This window comes from Bacillus sp. FSL R5-0439, from assembly GCF_038008805.1.
In the GTDB taxonomy this organism is placed as follows: Bacteria; Bacillota; Bacilli; order Bacillales; family Bacillaceae; genus Bacillus; species Bacillus safensis.
In genome coordinates this window covers 3,624,513-3,642,949 of record NZ_JBBOZW010000001.1, presented here as the reverse complement: position 1 = coordinate 3,642,949, position 18,437 = coordinate 3,624,513, and the positions used below count along the sequence as shown (strand labels likewise).

Genomic DNA, 18,437 nt, shown 5'->3' with positions numbered 1-18,437 from the left:
AAAACGTGATTCAATTTAAAAAATAATGACAGAAAGTAGGAAGCACCTTTGCACTCAATTAAAAAAATAGGTCAGAGTTTTTGGTACATCACACCAGTATCACTTACCGACCGCCCCATCCTAGGCATGGTCGTAGGCAATAACAAAACATTAATGATCGATGCAGGCAATTCAGAAGATCATGCGAACTATTTTATCCAGAAAACTTTTAAACACGAGAACGCCAAGCCAGATATGGTTGTCCTCACGCATTGGCATTGGGATCATATTTTTGGTCTGCCAGCGCTGCCTGGTTCGGTTTCGATTGCTTCTGCAAAGACCAGAAAGGAAATGGAGAAGCTTCTTCCGTTTTCGTGGTCTGATGAGGCAATCGATGAGCGGGTGAGGGAAGGAACGGAGATTGAGTTTTGCGCGAAGGCTATTAAAGAAGAATATCAAGATCATCGAGATATTCAGGTGGTTTTACCGGATGTCACGTTTGACCGTCGGATAGAGATTGATCTTGGTGGGGTCACTTGCGTCGTGCAACATGTTGGAGGCGATCATGCTGCTGATTCCGTGATCGTGTATGTGAAAGAAGAGAAAATCCTGTTTCTTGGTGATTGTATTTATCCTAAAATGTATGCCGAAAAAGTACATTATACGGTGAAGGAAACGTTGCGTCTTTTAGATGAGTTAGATGCTTTTGATGCTGATATGTATATTCCTTCACACCAAAGGCCGTGGACAAAAGAGGAGTTTCGTCAGGAAACAGACAAACTTCGGATGATAGCGAAATTCACTGATCTATGTGGTGGAGATAAGAAGAAAATCACGAAAGAATATCAACATTACGTGAACAGAGAACTGAAAGAAGATGAATTAGAAACCATTGCTTACTTTGTAAATGGGTATTAAATCATAACTAAAAAAAGTCTCATTTGAGTGATTTCCCTCAAACGAGACTTTTTTTGCATCACGTATTGTGACAGACTTATTTTTAGCATTGATAATAAAAACAATCCCCAAGTAGGCTTGAGTTTTCCTTATTAGGAGGTAAAAAAACAGATGGACAAAATAACTGACCCATACGACACTTTCAAAACCAAAATATCCAAATATCCAATCGAACAAAATCATTGGCAAGCCTTCAAAGATGGAACAACAATTAAACAATTAAAAGCGGGTACATGCATGGTCAAGGCTGGCGATCTTGTGAAACACGCTTATTTCTGCATAACGGGGCTCTTCCGTCTCTTCTATTTGTTACCGGATGGAAGGGAGTACAACGTGGCTTTTACGTTGGAAGATGATTTTGCTACTTCTTATGCAAGTATGATCAACAGGCAGCCTTCTCCTTATTCGATTGAAGCGATGGAGGATTCTATTGTGATTGAAATTCCGTATGATCTGCTTCAAATGTTGATGGATAGAAGTCATATGTGGGAGCGGTTTGTTCGGGTTAGTGTAGAGAGGCTGTATACGAGAAAGGAAGAGCGTGAGAGGGAACTGCTTTATTTGCCAGCAATTGAGCGATATCAGGCGTTTTTATTGAAATATCCCGGGTTACATCAACGTATCGCTCAATATCATATTGCCTCATATATTGGTATTTCTCCGGTTTCGTTGAGCAGGCTGCTCCATCCTGCTGAACATTAACCTATGTTAATGCACAATCTCTAGATCTGACGTACAATCATCACATCATAGAAGAATCGGGGGTATGATGATGAAATATATGATGGTTGTTTTATTAGAGTTCTACCCATCTTGGCTTGCTTTACCACGAGAGGAGCGCAGAACCCATGCGGCTTCGCTGCAAGAGTTGATGCAGAAATATGAGGAACATGTGACGGTGCGCTTTTTTGATGCTGAAGCTCTTCCAGGTAAAGATTACACAGATTTTGTAATATGTGAAACGGAAGACCTGAAGTTCTATCATTTTATGTGGGAAGAGATTAGGGATTCTATTCCTTACACAAGTGGTTATGTCAAAATTAAAGAAGTCATCATGGGAATGGAAAATGCTTTTCAAACATATGAAAAAGAGTCTCTGAAAATGGATCAGTAATCGAAAACCACCTGCTATCAGGTGGTTTTTTGTACATTCTATTTTTTGGTATAATCAGAGGTAATGTAAGAACGGATAAATTTTTGAACTGAATCGGAGGTACATATGAAACAGCTTTACATGAAGCAGAAAGTATTTAGCCTGAGCGGCAGATTTACGGTAAAGGATCAACAGGAGAAGGATGTGTATGTGGTAGAAGGCAGCTTTATGAAGATGCCGAAGACGTTTACCATTTTGAATACAGAACGAGATGAAATCGCTGTGATTACGAAGAAAATGTTTACCTTTTTACCGAAGTTTTTTGTAGAAGTTGATGGTCAAGAGGTATTGACGATTAAAAAAGAGTTTACGTTTTTTAAAGCAAAATATTCAATTGATGCTGCTGGGATCGAAGTGCAAGGTAACTGGTGGGATATGAATTTCCAAGTGCTGCAGAATGGCGAAGTGATCGGTCAGGTGAAGAAGGAATGGTTTACTTGGGGTGACAGCTATAAGGTTGATATTTTGAAAGAAGAGATGGAGCCTGTGATGATTGCGCTCGTTGTTGCGATTGATTGTGTGAAAGCTGATGAAGCAGCGTCTAGGTCTTCGTCGTCGGCAACGACGAATTAATAAGTGAGGTGAGCACACTGATCACATTCCAATACAAAGTATTTCTAACAGTCGTCGAATGCGGGAGTTTTACAAAAGCCGGGGAGAAGCTTGGGCTGACGCAGTCTGGGGTGAGTCATAATATTGCGAAGCTTGAGGCGGAACTCGGGATTGTGCTGCTTCGACGGAATCGAAACGGGCTGTCGTTGACAGACGCAGGTGAGCGGGTGATGCCGCATATCCGGCAAATCCTGCATCATGCGGCATTACTTGAGCAGGAGGCGGCGCTAATTCAAGGGATGGAAGTGGGGAGCATCAAGATTGGGACATTCCCTAGTTTTTCTTCAAATGTTCTACCACGCCTTATTCACCGTTTTACGCAATGCTATCCGCATATCAAGCTGGAGTTATATGAAGGCGGTTATGAGGAGATTGAGGAATGGATCGCTTCAGGCACGGTTGATGTTGGTTTTTTAACGCAGTCATCGAGGGAATTCGAGACCATTCCACTTTTTCAGGATGAATTGGTGGTGCTCATACAAGAGAATCATCGCTTTCATACGAAGAAAGTGATCGAAGTTGATTCATTGCATGATGAAGCCTTTATCATGCCGAAAGCGGGTTGCGATATACTCGTCAAGAAGCTGTTAAAAGAAAGAGGCAGCGTGAAGCCTCATGTTTTGTTTGAAATTGAAGACAACAATACGCTTATTTCTATGGTGCAAGAAGGGCTTGGGGTCACGATTATTCCAAAATTAGTGTTACCGCCGCACATACCTTATACGAAAGTCATTCCACTGGAGACGAGCGTCTTTCGTGAGGTCAACTTGGCGCTCAAATCATTCAAAGCAGCTTCCCCATCGGCCAAGAGGTGGATTGAAACGGTCAAAAGTCATTTTAAATAGAATCAGCTTGAACAGGAGGTCTCCCATTCAAGCTGGTGTTTTATAAAGTTAACACGCCTCGGATCGTGATGACAGCTGCGCCTGCCACTTTGATCACCGGCTTTGATGCATTTGGAATGACTGTGATACGAAGCAAGCCAGGTCTACCGATGGCATCCCCTTGGGCAATATTCAGGTGAGTGATTTCTTGCTGAGAAATGATGCCCTCCAAATAAAGATATCCAGCCAATGCCCCGTTTGCTGCCCCCGTCACAGGATCTTCGGGTATACCAATCCCAGGTGCAAAATCTCTCGTATAAAGATCGCATTCTTTTGAGGTGTGGAACGTATAAAGGTGGGTTGTCGAGATGCCATGCTCTTTATTCATTCTAGCTAAAGCCGCTAAGTTTGGTGCCGCTTGATCAATGTCCTGTTGGTCCTTCATCGGAACAAGCAGATGCCAGTTACCGGTGTTTGCTAATTTGATAGGAAAGGATGGATCAATGCGGTCAATGCTCACACCAAGCATGTCACTAAGCTCTTCTAAATCAATGACAAAATCTCGCGTCTTCGGTGTCACCTGAGTCATTTCCACATCAACGACCTTGCCATTTTCTTCGTGCCATACGACAGGAACCTTGCCGATCTTTGTTTCTAACACGACCCCTGATCTCTCTTTAGCCAGCCCTAGCTCCGTCGCCAGAAGCCAAGTCAAACCAACAGTTGCATGCCCGCAGAAATTGACCTCTTCTGTCGGCGTGAAGTATTTGACCCGATAATCGGCTTCCTTATCATGGGCAGGCAGCAAGAAGACGGATTCCGGTAAATTCAACTCCTTGGCGATGCTCTGCATGTCATCTTCTGTTAAAAACTCACCATCCAACACCACCCCAGCGGCATTTCCTCCAAATTTCTCAGTTGTAAACGCATCAACATGATACACTCTAATGTCTCTCATCTGACGAACCCTCCTATACATTTTTGTTACGTTTATCATAAGTTTGTTTGATGCATTCGTAAAATGAATCTTTTTGATGTTTTAAATCGGAGATGTTCATGTAAGAGAGGAGGTTCACTGTACCTATTAAATTGGTAGTTTGATAAGTCTTTAGTCATGTTATTAACTCTTGTATCTATACTAGATGAAATGTATAATATTTGTATATAAAAACATTAATAGGAAAAGTGAGGATATATTTATGAAAATGGTCCTGAAATTAGTAGCTTCTATTCTATGTGTGATGATGTTGAGTTTTCATATACAAGAAAGTGTGAGTGCCACAGAGGGTGGAACGAAAACAACGGTTGATCGTTATCAATATGGTGATAATTATCTGACAGGTAAAACAGCGCCAAACGCAATCGTTGCATTCGTAGATTGGGGTGTTCCGAGTAACTGGAAATCTAAATATATGCACTACGCAAAAGCAGATAGTAATGGAAACTTTAAGTTGTTTTCTTGGAACATTAGTTCAGGTCAAACGGCGGAGTTAGATACGTATGACCAAAATGGGACAATGCTTTCTTCAAACAAAGTGTATGTTTTCAAGGAATCTTTTAGCTCATTAGATCCGATATATGATACTTCTCAGGAGTTAACTGGGAAAACTGTGAAGAACACAAAAGTAGAGGTCATGAAAGATGGCAAAGTAATTGCCTCAGGCACATTCAATGATGCCATTCATTTGAAGCTGCCTGCCCTAAGTGCAGGGACATTCCTAACAGTGAAAATGACGACTGGCAGCAATATCGACGTTTACAAAAAAATTGTGAATCCTAAGAAAATCTCACTTATTCCTACGACAAAATGGTCTAAATCAGTGAAAGGCCAAACGGGAATTCCTTATGCAAAGATCGTCTTTAAAAATCAAAAATCAAGTGACATCATTCAATCGATGACTGCAGATGGTGATGGCAACTTTGAGTTGAATTTAGACAAAAACACAATAAAGTCATTAAATCAAAGTAAATTTCAAGTGTTGGAACCTTCTTATGATAATGCTTTGTATGAGACCACTTTCCAACTGAGATCAACCGCTCCGACTATTGATCCTTTTACTCAGCTTTCAACTTCAGTGGGCGGAACTGCAACTCCTGAAAGTATGATCAATATTTTAGATGGAGAGGGAAGAGTCATTGGGGAAGGTCAGACAGACTCTAATGGCGTCTATGATGTTCCTGTTTCAAAGTTAATCGGTGGTGACTTCATTACAGTCAAGTCGTTCATGGCTGATAATCCGAGTGAAACGGATCAATCTCAGGAAGATGTACAGAAAGTTTTTGTGGAAGAAATCGATGATTCAAGTGAGACCATTAATGGCATGAGTACGTTTGGCGATCAAGCTATTGTAGAGGTGCAATCTGATTCAGCGAATAACACAATAAAAGCAATGTCGAAACTCAGCGCTAGCACAACGAAAAAGAAATTTGGACCATTCAACATTACGCCGGGCAAAGATTTTAAATTGAAAACGGGAAAATTACAACAAGGATCTAAAGTAACAATCACGTTGCAGAGTGGAAAGAGAAAGGTCGCCTTGCCAGCCTTCACCGTCAAAAAAGTCGTCACATCTCCACTTGCATCATCCCAAGTGAAGGTGACGAACAATAAAGGGAAAAATGATACGGTGACGATAAAAGGAATCAAAAAGCAATCAGTCATCAAAGTTTTTAAACAATCTTCTGGTGGAAAAGCGATTGCCCAACAGGCTGCATCTAGCTCGAATCTGACGATTTCCTTGAAGCAATTGGGCCAAACAAGTGGAACGCTTTATATCAGTATAAAAGAGCCTGGTTTAAAAGAGGGAAATCGAGTACCAATTCGTTATCAAGGTGAAAAGTCAGATGCTTTAAAAGCCAGCCAAGTCAAAATCAATAATCTTAAAAATAAAAATGACATCATTACAGTGAGTAAATTGAAGAAAAAAGATGTAATTAAAGTCTACTCAACAAGCGGGAAATTACTAGCTGCATCAAAACCTGCTACCAGCTCGTCCATCAAATTGTACGTTAAACAAGTTGGGACTAAGAGCGGTAAAGTGTATATCACGCGTAGCAGCGATAAGATGCTGGAAAGCGGAAAGCAAACCATTTCTTTTAAAGGTGAGCCGTCTGCTTCGTTAAAAAGCAACCAAATCAACATTGTGAACAACAAAAAGAAAAAAGACGTGGTTACGGTCAGTAAACTCACCAATCAAGATGTTGTCAAAATCTATCATTCTTCGGGAAAGCTTATTGGGAAGTCAACAGCTACTAAAGGCAAAGTTGTAAAAGTCACTTTTAAACAACTAGGCGCTAAGGGAGGAAAACTCTACTTCACCGTCACTGGGAAAGGCATGTCGGAAAGTAGTAAAACGGTAAAGGCGTTTAAAGCTGAAAAGTAGAGCTTAAGCTTAATGATCATTTTAAAAAAATCGTCATTCATTTCTATGGTGACGATTTTATTTTTAATAGCCAAACGATATAAATTCCAATGATAGGAGAGTGTTTATATTGAAAAAATTGCAGTATTTTATCCTAATGGCTGTCATCTTTTGCTGCAGTATGTGGTCCGCGACTGTTCAGGCACAATCCGGATATTTCAACACATATACAACGTATTCTGCAATGTCAGGTTCTGGGTTCTACACTTCTATGCAAGGGATGGCTGTAGATCGTAATAATAATATGATTTATGCTGCAAAAATAAATACGTCAAATCACTTGACGCAATTGTACGCTATTAAAATGAACGGCTCTTCAAGCAATAGAACTGTTAAGCTCCTTAAAAACTCTGACACCAACAGTACTAGTAATGACTTAGGACATGCTAATGACTTAGCTGTGAAAGCTCAAAAAGGTGATGAGCAAGTTAGCTTATATGTAGCGCCTATGGCCGATGGTGTAAAGTATGTAAAAAAGATAGTGAAGTTAAGTGTGAACACGAAGAAAAATACGTACAAAGTGGCTAAATCCTATGTCCTTCAGTACCAAGGGGCGAATTTATCAATTAGCGGCATCACATATTCTGTTGGAGCGGACAAGTTTATTGTCAGGTCTGGCAATCGCTTTTTTATTGGGAATTTTAATGACCAAAAAGGACAATTTGAATATGAGGCAACGTTTACATTAAATTATACGAAAGCGATTGTAAATCAATCAGTGGTGGATGTTTCTAAGTACATTCTTCAAGGCATTTCTTTCTATCAAGGAACATTATATGTACCATTATCTAAGCCAGACTCCAATGGAGGGGCTTCTAATGTGAGTGTCATTCTCACATATCCATTAAATATCAATCAAATCCTGAAAGAGCAAAAGGAAACACCTGCAAAAGATTTTTCAAAAGAGTTGTTTACTAGAAAAGACCTTTCATTTCGAATTACGAGCAGTGCATTTACTCTTTTTGAAATAGAAGCTGTTGATTTTGATGACGGAACGTTATATTTTAATACAAATCGCGGGAAGAAAGGCACACAAGAAGATATGATCGCGACGTTCAATGATTATAACTATTACAAGTGATAGGTTATTTGCAAAAAGCCCCTCAGTTTATGAGGGGCTTTTTCCGTCCATCACCCATAATAATTATTGGCTTGAATAAAAAATTGGGATTGTGTGTAGTTATATGTGATTTTCGAAAAGTCGAAGGGCTGGCCGTTTGTGAGGTGAAAGACCGTCTCGACGCGGAGGGCGGGATCGTCTTGTTTGAGGCCGAGGTGCGTCGCTTCGGTTTCATTCAATTTGCCTACTTGTAAGTACATATCGGAGAAACCGACTTTGAGCCCCAAACCTTCACTGACGAATTTAAAAACAGAATCGGCGGCAATTTCTGTGTTGAGATAAGGAATAATCGTTTTTCGGTAATAGGATTCTTCTAAACATAAGGTTTGTCCGTTGATGTAACGAATGCGTTTAAGGTAAAAAACATCTTCATCTTGTTCAATGTTCAAATTAAGTGCAGTTTCTTCGGACGGCTTGATGGTGTCTAGCATTAAAACCTCTGAGGTCAGTTGAAATTCCTCTAAATCTTTTTTAAACCCTTGGTTGGATAAAAGGCTGATGTATCCCTTGCGCCGGTGTCTTCGAACAAAGATGCCGCTGCCCCTCACTTGATAGATAATTCCTTTTTTTTCGAGTAATTCTAACGATTTGATAATGGTACTTTTGCTCACAGCAAATTGACTCATGAGTGTTTCGAGTACAGGGAGCTTATCTCCTTGTTGCATCTCATGGGTGACAATATATTTTTCAATATCGCTCGCAATTTGTTGATACTTTAACATGGCTATTCCTCTTTGTTTTCACGATTTATTGTCTTTGTATTATAGCACATACCTAATTTCCTTTGATATGCTATCTAAAATTATATATGTATTGATAAATTGTACCGGTATAATTATAATGTACATATACTAGTAGTGATAAAGGGGGGTTTTATATGTCAAAAGTGAGGGACTATCAAAAGCTTGCAGAAGACATCTTAGAGGCAGTTGGCGGAGAAGAAAATGTGGTGAGTGCTGCAAGATGCGCCACGCGGCTGCGTTTGGTCTTGAAACGTTCGAATCCAAAGGCAAAGGAAGCAGTCAATGCGATGCCTGGCGTCATTACCGTGGTGGAAAATGGCGGTCAATTTCAGGTCGTTATCGGTCAGCATGTTGGTGAGGTATATGAGCATTTTTCAAGCCTTGTTCAGCTGCAGCCGTCTGATGATGATCAGCCAAATGAAAACAAGGGAACGGTGCTGAACCGTGTCATCGCGACCATGTCTGCTGTGTTTGCGCCATTTGTGTATATTTTGGCAGCAGCAGGTATTTTACAAGGTGCACTTATCCTCATTAATTTATTATTTCCAAGCTTCTCGAAAACGGGAACGTATGAAGTCTTTAGCTTTATTTCATGGGCGCCGTTTACGTTTTTGCCTATCTTTATCGCCATCACAGCAGCCAAGCATTTTAAAACGAATATGTATATCGCCGTAGCGTGTACAGCAGCGCTTGTCAGTCCAGCTTGGACGGAGATTGCTGGACGCGTGGCATCAGGGGAAGGCGTTACTTTTTTAGGCATAGCGTTATCTGAAACAGTTTATACGTCATCTGTTTTGCCGCCGCTATTCTTGGTATGGATTCTTTCATATGTAGAGAGATTTTTAAACAAACGCATTCACGAGGTGGTCAAACCGTTATTTGTCCCATTTATCTGCATGGTTGTCATGGTTCCGTTAACGATTCTATTAATTGGTCCTCTTTCGACAGCTGGTGCAAATGGGATTGCAAACGGATACAATGTCTTAGCGGAAAATGTCCCAGCTTTAGCAGGTGCTATTATCGGGGGATTCTGGCAAGTGCTTGTCATTTTCGGTGTTCATTGGGGCATCACACCAATGGTGCTCGCCAACTTTGAACAATATGGACGTGACTCCTTCCAGGCATATCAAACCATCGCTGTTATCGCTCAGGTCGGCGCAGTGTTAGGGGTTATTTTAAAAGCAAGAAACCGCGAAACACGAAAAGTCGGGGTTTCAGCGGGAATCACGGGTCTCTTTGGAATTACTGAGCCTGCGATTTATGGGGTTACCCTGCGTTTCAAAAAACCATTTATTTTCGGATGTATATCTGGAGCGGTCGGTGCCATTGCTGCCAGCTTCTTTACGCCTTATTACTTTGCGTATGCAGGTTTGCCTGGTCCACTGACGATTGTAAACGGAATTAGTTCAGATTATCCAACATCGATCATCGGCATATTGATTGGTGTCGCAATTGCGCTGATCTTACCAGTTGTGCTTATTCAAATGTTTGGTTATGGGGAAGATACAGTGGAACAGACAGCCGGTGCAACGTCTGATAAAGAGCAAGTTGGAGAAAAAATGAATGCTTCGATGAATAATGAAGAAACCATTCCTGCACCGCTTGCAGGGAAAGTGACCCCGTTATCTGAAGTGCCAGATGCCGTATTTAGCTCGGGGGCGATGGGCAAAGGGTTTGCGATTGAACCGACAGACAACAAGCTGTATGCACCTTTTGACGGCAGTGTCGTTATGCTTGCGCCGACAAAGCATGCAATTGGACTGCGTTCAGAATTCGGGGTGGAGTTACTCGTTCATGTAGGAATTGATACGGTTTCCCTAGATGGCTCAGCATTTACTCTGCATATCAAAGAAGGCAGCAAGGTGAAGAAGGGTGACTTGTTGATGACATTTGATCAAGAAGCCATTGAAAGCAAAGGATTAAAAACAATCACACCAGTCATCATCACCAATACACAAGCGTACGAAGATGTGATTGTAGAAGAACAATCGACATGTCAGCCAACAGACGTCATGATCACAATTGTGAAATAGGAGGAATGAATAATGACATTACCAAAAGATTTTCTATGGGGCGGAGCATTAGCTGCACATCAATTTGAAGGTGGATGGAACGAAGCTGGAAAAGGCCCAAGTGTTGTAGATGTGATGACAGCAGGTGCTCATGGAGTACCGAGACAAATAACTGAAACGATAGAAGAAGATAAATTTTACCCGAACCATGAAGCGATCGATTTCTACCATCGTTATAAGGAAGATATCGCAATGTTTGCCGAAATGGGTTTAAAATGTTTACGTACATCGATTGGCTGGAGCCGGATTTTCCCTAAGGGAGATGAAGCAGAACCGAATGAAGCAGGTTTACAATTCTATGATGATGTATTTGATGAACTGCTCAAGCATGGCATCGAGCCTGTGATTACGTTGTCTCACTTTGAGATGCCGCTCCACTTAGCAAGAGAGTACGGCGGGTTCCGCAGCCGAAAAGTCGCTGAGTATTTCGCGAAATTCGCAGAAGTATGCTTCAATCGATACAAAGACAAGGTCACATACTGGATGACATTTAATGAAATCAATAACAAAATGGATGTCAACAACCCACTATTCCTTTGGACAAATTCAGGGGTATCAGTCAAAGAAGGCGAAAATGCCAAAGAAGTCATGTATCAAGCAGGACACCATGAATTACTTGCAAGTGCATGGGCAGTAGCCAAAGGAAAAGAGATCAATCCTGCTTTCCAAATTGGAGCGATGGTTTCTCACGTGCCAATCTATCCGTATTCCTCAAATCCAGAGGATGTCATGCTCGCAGAGGAATATATGAGACAGCGCTATTTCTTCCCAGATGTACAGGTGCGCGGCTACTATCCGAGCTATGCATTAAAAGAATTCGAACGCGAAGGCTATCACATTCCATTTGAAAAAGGCGATGAAGAAAGCTTAAGAAAAGGGAAAGTGGATTATCTAGGCTTTAGCTACTACATGTCGACAACGGTTAAAAGTGATACGGTGTCTGATCACAACGGAGACATTGTCAACGGAGCCCTGCCGCATGGTGTAGATAACCCTTATATCAAATCAAGTGACTGGGGCTGGTCCATTGACCCGACAGGCTTAAGATATACATTGAATCGTTTTTACGACCGCTATCAAATCCCGTTATTCATCGTAGAGAATGGATTTGGTGCAATAGATCAAGTGGAAGAAGACGGTTCTATTCACGATCCAGAAAGAATTCAATATCTCGCTTCTCATATCGAAGCACTGAAAAAAGCCATTGAATACGACGGTGTCGACCTTATTGGCTACACACCTTGGGGCATCATTGATATCGTGTCATTCACAACAGGCGAAATGAAAAAACGCTACGGCATGATCTACGTTGACCGCGATAACGAAGGAAACGGCTCAATGAAGCGCCTCAAAAAAGATTCGTTTACTTGGTATCAAAACGTCATCGCAACGAACGGTGAAGAAGTGTAATAAAGGAAAATAGAAGCCCGGACGAGTGTGGTATATGCTTGTTCGGGTTTTTCATTGTTTATGTTTTAATAGAGCCTGAATACAAAGGAAGAAGAGGGTAATGGAGACAAAATAGTTCATTGGATTGTGAAAGATCTTAATGTTCAAGGATATTTGAAGAAGAATCCAAAAACCGAATATCACCATAACAGCAGGAATGATTTTTTTATACACATTGATTCTCCTTTCGAGAGTAGTTTGTTTTTAATTGGCATTGTCTCATATCATGGCAGAGATTGAAAAAGATATTAATAGGCTCTACTAAACCATTTGGTATAATTGATCTATAAAAGCGATAAATGGTAGATATAGAATAGGAGTTGTTGAAATGAATCAAACTCTGCAAATGGGTGCCAATACTGTACTAAACTCTCCAAAGGGACAAGTATCCATCAGTTATGAAGTATCATCTGCAATTGATATTTCTTTAACAGCGTTTCTCTTAACAGATTCAGATCTAGTTCAAGGAGATCATGGCATTATTTTTTACAATCAGCCGGAGAGTGCCACGGGTGTCGCGACACTTTTACCAGCAGAGATATCAGGTCAGTTGAAAAGGCATCAATTGAATTTTGATATGAGCAAAGTGCCTGCTGGAATCACAAAGGTGGCGATTACACTAACAGAGGATCAAGGAATTGGTTTTTCTCAAGTGAAGAATCTGCAAGCAGAAATTCAAACAGGCGATGAGGTACTATACCTTACACCAGTAAGCTTTACAAATGAAAAGGGTATTGTCGTAGTAGAGCTATATATCAGAAATGGTGAAACGAAAGCACGATCCATCTGGCGTGGCTTCGATTCTGGATTAGAAGGGTTATGTCAGCTTTTTGGGGTAGATGTTGAACCTGATGAACAGGATGTTTCTACACCTCCTCAAATGACTTCTGAAAAACTAATTGATGAGCCTGCTCCAATGAAGCCAGCTGCTAAAGAGAAAGTCGCTGCACCAATTAGCTTAGAGAAAGTTCAAGGTAAAATTAGTCTAGACAAAGGTCATAAACCGATCATCATTGAAAAAACGCCTGAGATTACAGCTACAGTATCCTGGGAGTCTGGAACTGATTATGATATTTATGCATTGGTCTATACGAAGTCAGGAAAACAAATAGATGTGGCCATGTTTGGCGCAAAAGGTGTTCCTGCTCTCAAAAGTTACGGTAACGGGGCTGTAGAGCATATGGGAGATGTCGGTAGAGACCGTGTATTGATGAAAACAGAAGTCATTAAATTACGGTTAAATGACGATATTCTTGCTATCGTTCCGGTTGTTTATTCTGCTCAATCAAACGGAACAGGTTCCTTTTATAGATATAGGGTATCTATGAGTATCGATAATCACCAAGGAACATCTGTGACAATTCATGCCAAACATGCGAATGATAATGATCGGATTTATTCTTGTGTGCCGGGTATGCTTCAAAATACAAAAGATGGTGTGATCATCCGTCCGCTAGAGCTTTACAGCAAACCAAATTCCGAGCGCAGACCTAAATTAAAAATGAAGTCTTCTAATGAAATTGATGTTTTAATGGATAAAGGACCAATCAATGATTATAAATAATACGAATGTATGGCTAGACAGAGCAAAGTGCATTGTCTAGCTTATTTTATTTGACCTTTAAATTGAAAACGTCATTTAGCCTATTTTTCCGTTTTGAAAGCCACCATAAAATAGACTTTATGATCAATAATGGAGGTGTTTTTGGGACACTGGATGATACAAACTTTGGCGGCGATACCTTTGTAGAAGAACACTTTTTAGACAACGCAGTACATATGGGCATCAAAAATGCCAAAAGCATTGTAAAAGATCAAAAAAAGGCACTGAAAACGATTTTTCAAGACATTGATGACCTCATTTCTCTAAAAGTATTTGATAGCCAAAACTTTGACGAAAAAATAGAAGATGCGGAAGATGAACGAAAAAAGACGGTCAAAGATCTAAGAGAGCTTGATCAAAATTTAAAAGATGAATATGCTTTGTCAGAAAGTGATACGGTGTCTGATCACAACGGAGCACTGCCTCATGGTGTAGATAACCCTTATATCAAATCAAGTGACTGGGGCTGGTCCATTGACCCGACAGGCTTAAGGTATACATTTAATCGTTTTTACGATCGCTATCAAATCCCGCTATTCATCGTCGAGAATGGATTTGGTGCCATTGATCAAGTGGAAGAAGACGGTTCTATTCACGATCCAGAACGAATTCAATATCTCGCTTCTCATATCGAGGCGCTGAAAAAGGCAATAGAATGCGACGGTGTTGACCTCATCGGCTACACACCTTGGGGCATCATTGATATCGTGTCATTCACAACAGGCGAAATGAAAAAACGCTACGGCATGATCTACGTTGACCGCGACAACGAAGGAAATGACTCAATGAAGCGCCTCAAAAAAGATTCGTTTACTTGGTATCAAAACGTCATCGGAACGAACGGTGAAGAAGTGTAAAGATAGGTAATAGAGAGCCGAATGAGCATGGTATCGCTTGTTCGGTTTTTTTTGTATGGAGTCACCCAGACTCCTCTATACTTAATAGTCGGTGTAGTTGCTCTGTTCCTCAAAAAACTTCAAAAACTCTTTTGTCGAAGCTGATAAGTAGCTATTTGATCTCCAAACTAATGAAGGATCTGAAATCCATGGATGATCTTGAATGGAGATCTTTTTAAATTCTTTCGTAAGTGGATGGTTGACCATGGATAAAGGTAAGATTGTCGCCCCGAATCCTTTTCTGACTAAACTGAATAACATAGCAGAGTCGTGACATTCACATAATATATTAGGCGTTAATTCTAACTGTTGAAATGTATCAACTATTTGATCAAATAATCCCACTCCCTCTGTTGGCCGAAGTAATAAAAGGGGAATTTCAGAAAGTGTTTGTATGCTTATTTCTTTTTCATCTATCTTATATTCTTTAGGGACAACTAATACACAAGGATCTGTATACAAACTTTTCACTTTCATATCTTTTTTAGGAAAAGGTCCTCCTGTGATTGCAACATCAATTTGCCGATTATTCAATAATGTCATTAAGTGCGCAGAGTTTCCTTCCCAAATATTAAATTTAACATGCGAATGCTTTTTCCTAAATTCGGTAAGAGCTGAAAGTAAAATCGGTGCACAATAAATAGTAGAACCAATTGAAAGAGTTCCGCTTATTTCCTCACTAAATTCTTTAATTTCATGAATAGCATCCTCCATGCTATAAACTATTTCTCTAGCCTTTTTTAAAAATAGTTCTCCCTGAGCGGTTAGAGTGACTTTCTTCTTTTTATTCCTTTCAAATAAAACAACACCTAATTCATCTTCCATCATTTTTAATTGCCTGCTAAGTGGCGGCTGAGCCATATGCAGAGATTCTGCAGCTTTAGAGATTGTACCTTGTTCTGCAATGGCTATAAAATATCGCAGTTGTCGAATATCCATATGTCTTCTCCTGTCTTTTTATACTTTGTAAGTATTATATATAAACAATATGAATATTATCAATATATTAAACTGGAGAGTATACTTTATTTAGAGATATGAATCATTAATATTAAAGAAGGTGAAGCGTATATGAAGATTATTGTTGGAATGTCTGGTGCTACAGGAGCCATTTTTGGTATTCGTCTTCTAGAAATTCTCAAACACACAGATATTGAAACTCATTTGGTCATGTCTTCATGGGCAGCCGCAACCATAAATGTTGAGACATCTTACACTGTAAAGGATGTTGAAGAATTAGCTGATTTCACATATTCATATAAGGATTTAGGTGCGAAAATTTCAAGCGGATCTTTTAGAGTAGATGGAATGATTGTGGCACCTTGTAGTATGAAAACTCTTGCATCAATTCGAATGGGGCTGGCAGACAATCTTGTTACGCGAGCTGCTGATGTCATTTTAAAAGAGAGAAAAAAATTGTTATTGATGACCCGTGAAACACCTCTTAATGATATTCATCTTGAAAATATGTTGACATTATCAAGAATGGGATCTATCATTTTTCCTCCAATGCCTGCTTTTTATAATCATCCTCAACAGATTGATGATATTGTTAACCACATTGTTTACAGAGCCTTAGATCAGTTTGGTATTCAATTATCAGAAGCTAAGAGATGGGAAGGTATACAAAAAGCGAAGTAAGCTGATCAAAAGATGATTTGAGAGGCTTTTTCAATCTGGTTCGTCCTTTTAGGACGAACCTTTTGTATTTGATTTTCATGTTGAACTTCATTTTAGTTAAAAAGCATACCTTTAAGGTATATTTTAAATATTTAATAGATATTTTTAATATCATATGATGGGGCGTACAATGGTGATGTAAGGGAAAACACATCACATAAAAATTGCTGAATAGGAGGATTTCCCATGTCCTATAGAGATTTAAGAGAGTTTCTAGATTTACTAGAATCAGAAAATCAACTAGTTCGTATTAAGGATGAAGTCATGCCTGAACCAGATTTAAGCGCGATTGGCCGTTCTGCCCCGGATATGGAGAATGCACCAGCTGTTCTTGTAGAAAAAGTGAAAGGATATAAAACACCTGTTGTCCTAAATGTACACGGTTCATGGCAAAACCATGCCTTGATGCTTAACATGGACAAGAACACACCAGTTAAAGAACAGTTTTTCGAATTAGAAAGAATTTGGGATAGATATCCGATTAAACCTGTTTGGGTAGATAAAAAAGATGCACCAGTGAAAGAAGTTGTAATTGAGGAAGATATCAATTTATTTGATGTACTGCCACTGTTTCGTATTAATGAATTCGATGCGGGCTTTTATCTTTCTAAAGCTCTTGTGGTTAGTAAGGATCCAAATAAGCCTGAAAGCTATGAGGAACAAAATGCCGGAACTTACCGTATTCAAGTAAAGGGTAAAGATAAAGTAGGAATTCAGCCACTTCCATTTCACGATATAGCGGTCCATCTAAAACATGCAGAAGAAAAAAATGAACCTTTACCAATTGCCATTTGCTTAGGTAACGATCCTGTCTTGAGCTTTATGGCTAGTACACCGATAGAATATGCTCAATCCGAATATGATTTTGCCGGAGCTTTAAAAGGAGAAGCAATTGAATTAACGAAAAGCGAGCATGGTCAATTAGATATTCCAGCGAGAAGTGAGGTTGTTCTAGAGGGATACATTATGCCTCGTGAAAGAGAGATAGAAGGCCCATTTGGCGAATTTCCTGGAAGTTATTCAGGAGCACGTTTGCAGCCGATTGTAAAAATCACTAAAATCACTCACCGTCAAAATCCAATTTTTGAAAACTTATACTTAGGTATGCCATGGACGGAAATTGATTATTTAATGGCTTTAAATACAAGTTTACCATTGTATAAACAGTTAAAGCGTGACTTCCCAGAAGTTGAGGCAGTAAACGCAATGTATACACACGGTATAGGAACTATTGTATCGACAAAATCTCGGTTAGGTGGATACGGTAAGGCGGTTGCGATGAGGCTATTATCCACTCCTCACGGAATGCCTTATACGAAAATAGCGATTATCGTAGATGAATTCGTTGATCCGTTTAATTTAGAGCAAGTGATGTGGGCATTAACCACTCGGGTACGTCCAGACAAAGATGTTTTCAAAATTCCATATGCGCCTGGAATGCCATTAGATCCATCTTCTGACCCTGCTGGTATGCACACAAAGCTAGTCATTGATGCGACAACTCCGATTGCACCTGATATTGCCCGAGATACTGAACTTTTGGCTACGCCAGAAAAAGCAGAAGAATGGTCTGCCATTCTCCGTGATTTAATAAAAAAGGGAGGAAATAAATAATGAAGTGTCCGAGATGTGAATCTGAAAAAGTAAGCTTATTAACAAAATCTCCTGTTAAGGATGCTTGGGAAGTATATATTTGCGATACTTGTACCCTATCTTGGAGAAATACAGAAGGTCCTAATATCACAGACCCCGAAAAATATGACAAACGTTTCAAGTTGGATTCAACTAAATTTAAAGAATTAGATCAAATTCCTCCAATCCCAAAGTTAATAGATTAATGTAAAAATAAGAAGATCTCTATATACCGCTTAGAGATCTTCTTATTTAGTAAAAAAAGTAACGATAGATTGTCCAATGAATCTTGGCT

General features: G+C 39.8%; 17 protein-coding genes. 14 read left to right on the top strand and 3 right to left on the bottom strand.

Annotated elements, in window-relative coordinates; all coding sequences use genetic code 11:
- The first annotated feature begins 48 nt into the window (after positions 1 to 48).
- From NST59_RS18720 to NST59_RS18700, 5 genes are all read left to right on the top strand, one after another.
- Positions 49 to 897: an MBL fold metallo-hydrolase gene (locus NST59_RS18720; RefSeq protein WP_268501876.1), complete on the top strand. Its 849-nt coding sequence runs from the start codon at positions 49 to 51 to the stop codon at positions 895 to 897.
- A gap of 150 nt (positions 898 to 1,047) precedes the next feature.
- Positions 1,048 to 1,638 (top strand): Crp/Fnr family transcriptional regulator, encoded by a 591-nt coding sequence (locus tag NST59_RS18715; RefSeq protein WP_039182796.1) that lies wholly within the window; start codon positions 1,048 to 1,050, stop codon positions 1,636 to 1,638.
- Positions 1,639 to 1,708: 70 nt separating this feature from the next.
- Positions 1,709 to 2,050, top strand: a complete 342-nt coding sequence (locus NST59_RS18710) for a darcynin family protein (RefSeq protein ID WP_144493785.1) — start codon at positions 1,709 to 1,711, stop codon at positions 2,048 to 2,050.
- A gap of 105 nt (positions 2,051 to 2,155) precedes the next feature.
- Positions 2,156 to 2,662 (top strand): LURP-one-related/scramblase family protein, encoded by a 507-nt coding sequence (locus tag NST59_RS18705; protein WP_144491814.1) that lies wholly within the window; start codon positions 2,156 to 2,158, stop codon positions 2,660 to 2,662.
- Between the two features lie 8 nt (positions 2,663 to 2,670).
- On the top strand, positions 2,671 to 3,546 hold the full coding sequence (locus NST59_RS18700) for a LysR family transcriptional regulator (RefSeq protein WP_260982308.1): 876 nt from the start codon (positions 2,671 to 2,673) through the stop codon (positions 3,544 to 3,546).
- Positions 3,547 to 3,586: 40 nt separating this feature from the next.
- Here the strand turns inward: NST59_RS18700 and NST59_RS18695 are convergent, their stop codons facing one another.
- Complete coding sequence (locus NST59_RS18695) at positions 3,587 to 4,483, bottom strand: PhzF family phenazine biosynthesis protein (RefSeq protein ID WP_327842011.1); 897 nt, start codon at positions 4,481 to 4,483, stop codon at positions 3,587 to 3,589.
- A gap of 241 nt (positions 4,484 to 4,724) precedes the next feature.
- On the opposite strand from NST59_RS18695, the gene NST59_RS18690 reads away from it, so the two are divergent.
- Together NST59_RS18690 and NST59_RS18685 are read left to right on the top strand one after the other, a co-directional pair.
- On the top strand, positions 4,725 to 6,908 hold the full coding sequence (locus tag NST59_RS18690) for a hypothetical protein (protein WP_341040931.1): 2,184 nt from the start codon (positions 4,725 to 4,727) through the stop codon (positions 6,906 to 6,908).
- 136 nt (positions 6,909 to 7,044) lie between these two features.
- Positions 7,045 to 8,028 (top strand): hypothetical protein, encoded by a 984-nt coding sequence (locus tag NST59_RS18685; RefSeq protein WP_445285728.1) that lies wholly within the window; start codon positions 7,045 to 7,047, stop codon positions 8,026 to 8,028.
- A gap of 50 nt (positions 8,029 to 8,078) precedes the next feature.
- Here NST59_RS18685 and NST59_RS18680 read toward each other — a convergent pair whose 3' ends face one another.
- Complete coding sequence (locus NST59_RS18680; protein ID WP_341040927.1) at positions 8,079 to 8,789, bottom strand: GntR family transcriptional regulator; 711 nt, start codon at positions 8,787 to 8,789, stop codon at positions 8,079 to 8,081.
- A gap of 155 nt (positions 8,790 to 8,944) precedes the next feature.
- Here NST59_RS18680 and NST59_RS18675 point away from each other — a divergent pair, with 155 nt between their 5' ends.
- From NST59_RS18675 to NST59_RS18655, 4 genes are all read left to right on the top strand, one after another.
- The gene (locus NST59_RS18675) at positions 8,945 to 10,843 is read left to right on the top strand and encodes a beta-glucoside-specific PTS transporter subunit IIABC (protein ID WP_341040925.1); all 1,899 of its coding nucleotides are present in this window, start codon (positions 8,945 to 8,947) and stop codon (positions 10,841 to 10,843) included.
- A 9-nt stretch (positions 10,844 to 10,852) separates the two neighbouring features.
- Entirely contained in the window at positions 10,853 to 12,292 is a 1,440-nt protein-coding gene (bglA, locus tag NST59_RS18670; RefSeq protein ID WP_133744906.1) for a 6-phospho-beta-glucosidase BglA, read from the top strand.
- Positions 12,293 to 12,659: 367 nt separating this feature from the next.
- Positions 12,660 to 13,895: a TerD family protein gene (locus tag NST59_RS18660; RefSeq protein WP_341040921.1), complete on the top strand. Its 1,236-nt coding sequence runs from the start codon at positions 12,660 to 12,662 to the stop codon at positions 13,893 to 13,895.
- Between the two features lie 119 nt (positions 13,896 to 14,014).
- On the top strand, positions 14,015 to 14,791 hold the full coding sequence (locus NST59_RS18655) for a family 1 glycosylhydrolase (protein WP_341041058.1): 777 nt from the start codon (positions 14,015 to 14,017) through the stop codon (positions 14,789 to 14,791).
- A gap of 81 nt (positions 14,792 to 14,872) precedes the next feature.
- Here NST59_RS18655 and NST59_RS18650 read toward each other — a convergent pair whose 3' ends face one another.
- The gene (locus tag NST59_RS18650; RefSeq protein ID WP_341040919.1) at positions 14,873 to 15,769 is read right to left on the bottom strand and encodes a LysR family transcriptional regulator; all 897 of its coding nucleotides are present in this window, start codon (positions 15,767 to 15,769) and stop codon (positions 14,873 to 14,875) included.
- A 132-nt stretch (positions 15,770 to 15,901) separates the two neighbouring features.
- On the opposite strand from NST59_RS18650, the gene NST59_RS18645 reads away from it, so the two are divergent.
- The 3 genes from NST59_RS18645 (at position 15,902) to NST59_RS18635 (ending at position 18,348) form a co-directional block, all read left to right on the top strand.
- Positions 15,902 to 16,471 carry a non-oxidative hydroxyarylic acid decarboxylases subunit B gene (locus tag NST59_RS18645; RefSeq protein ID WP_126682551.1) on the top strand — a complete coding sequence of 190 codons (570 nt, stop codon included), beginning with the start codon at positions 15,902 to 15,904 and terminating at the stop codon, positions 16,469 to 16,471.
- A 225-nt stretch (positions 16,472 to 16,696) separates the two neighbouring features.
- Positions 16,697 to 18,124, top strand: a complete 1,428-nt coding sequence (locus tag NST59_RS18640; RefSeq protein WP_126682550.1) for a non-oxidative hydroxyarylic acid decarboxylases subunit C — start codon at positions 16,697 to 16,699, stop codon at positions 18,122 to 18,124.
- The gene (locus NST59_RS18635) at positions 18,124 to 18,348 is read left to right on the top strand and encodes a non-oxidative hydroxyarylic acid decarboxylases subunit D (protein WP_151284963.1); all 225 of its coding nucleotides are present in this window, start codon (positions 18,124 to 18,126) and stop codon (positions 18,346 to 18,348) included. Before NST59_RS18640 ends, NST59_RS18635 begins: the two co-directional genes overlap by 1 nt.
- Positions 18,349 to 18,437 lie beyond the last annotated feature (89 nt).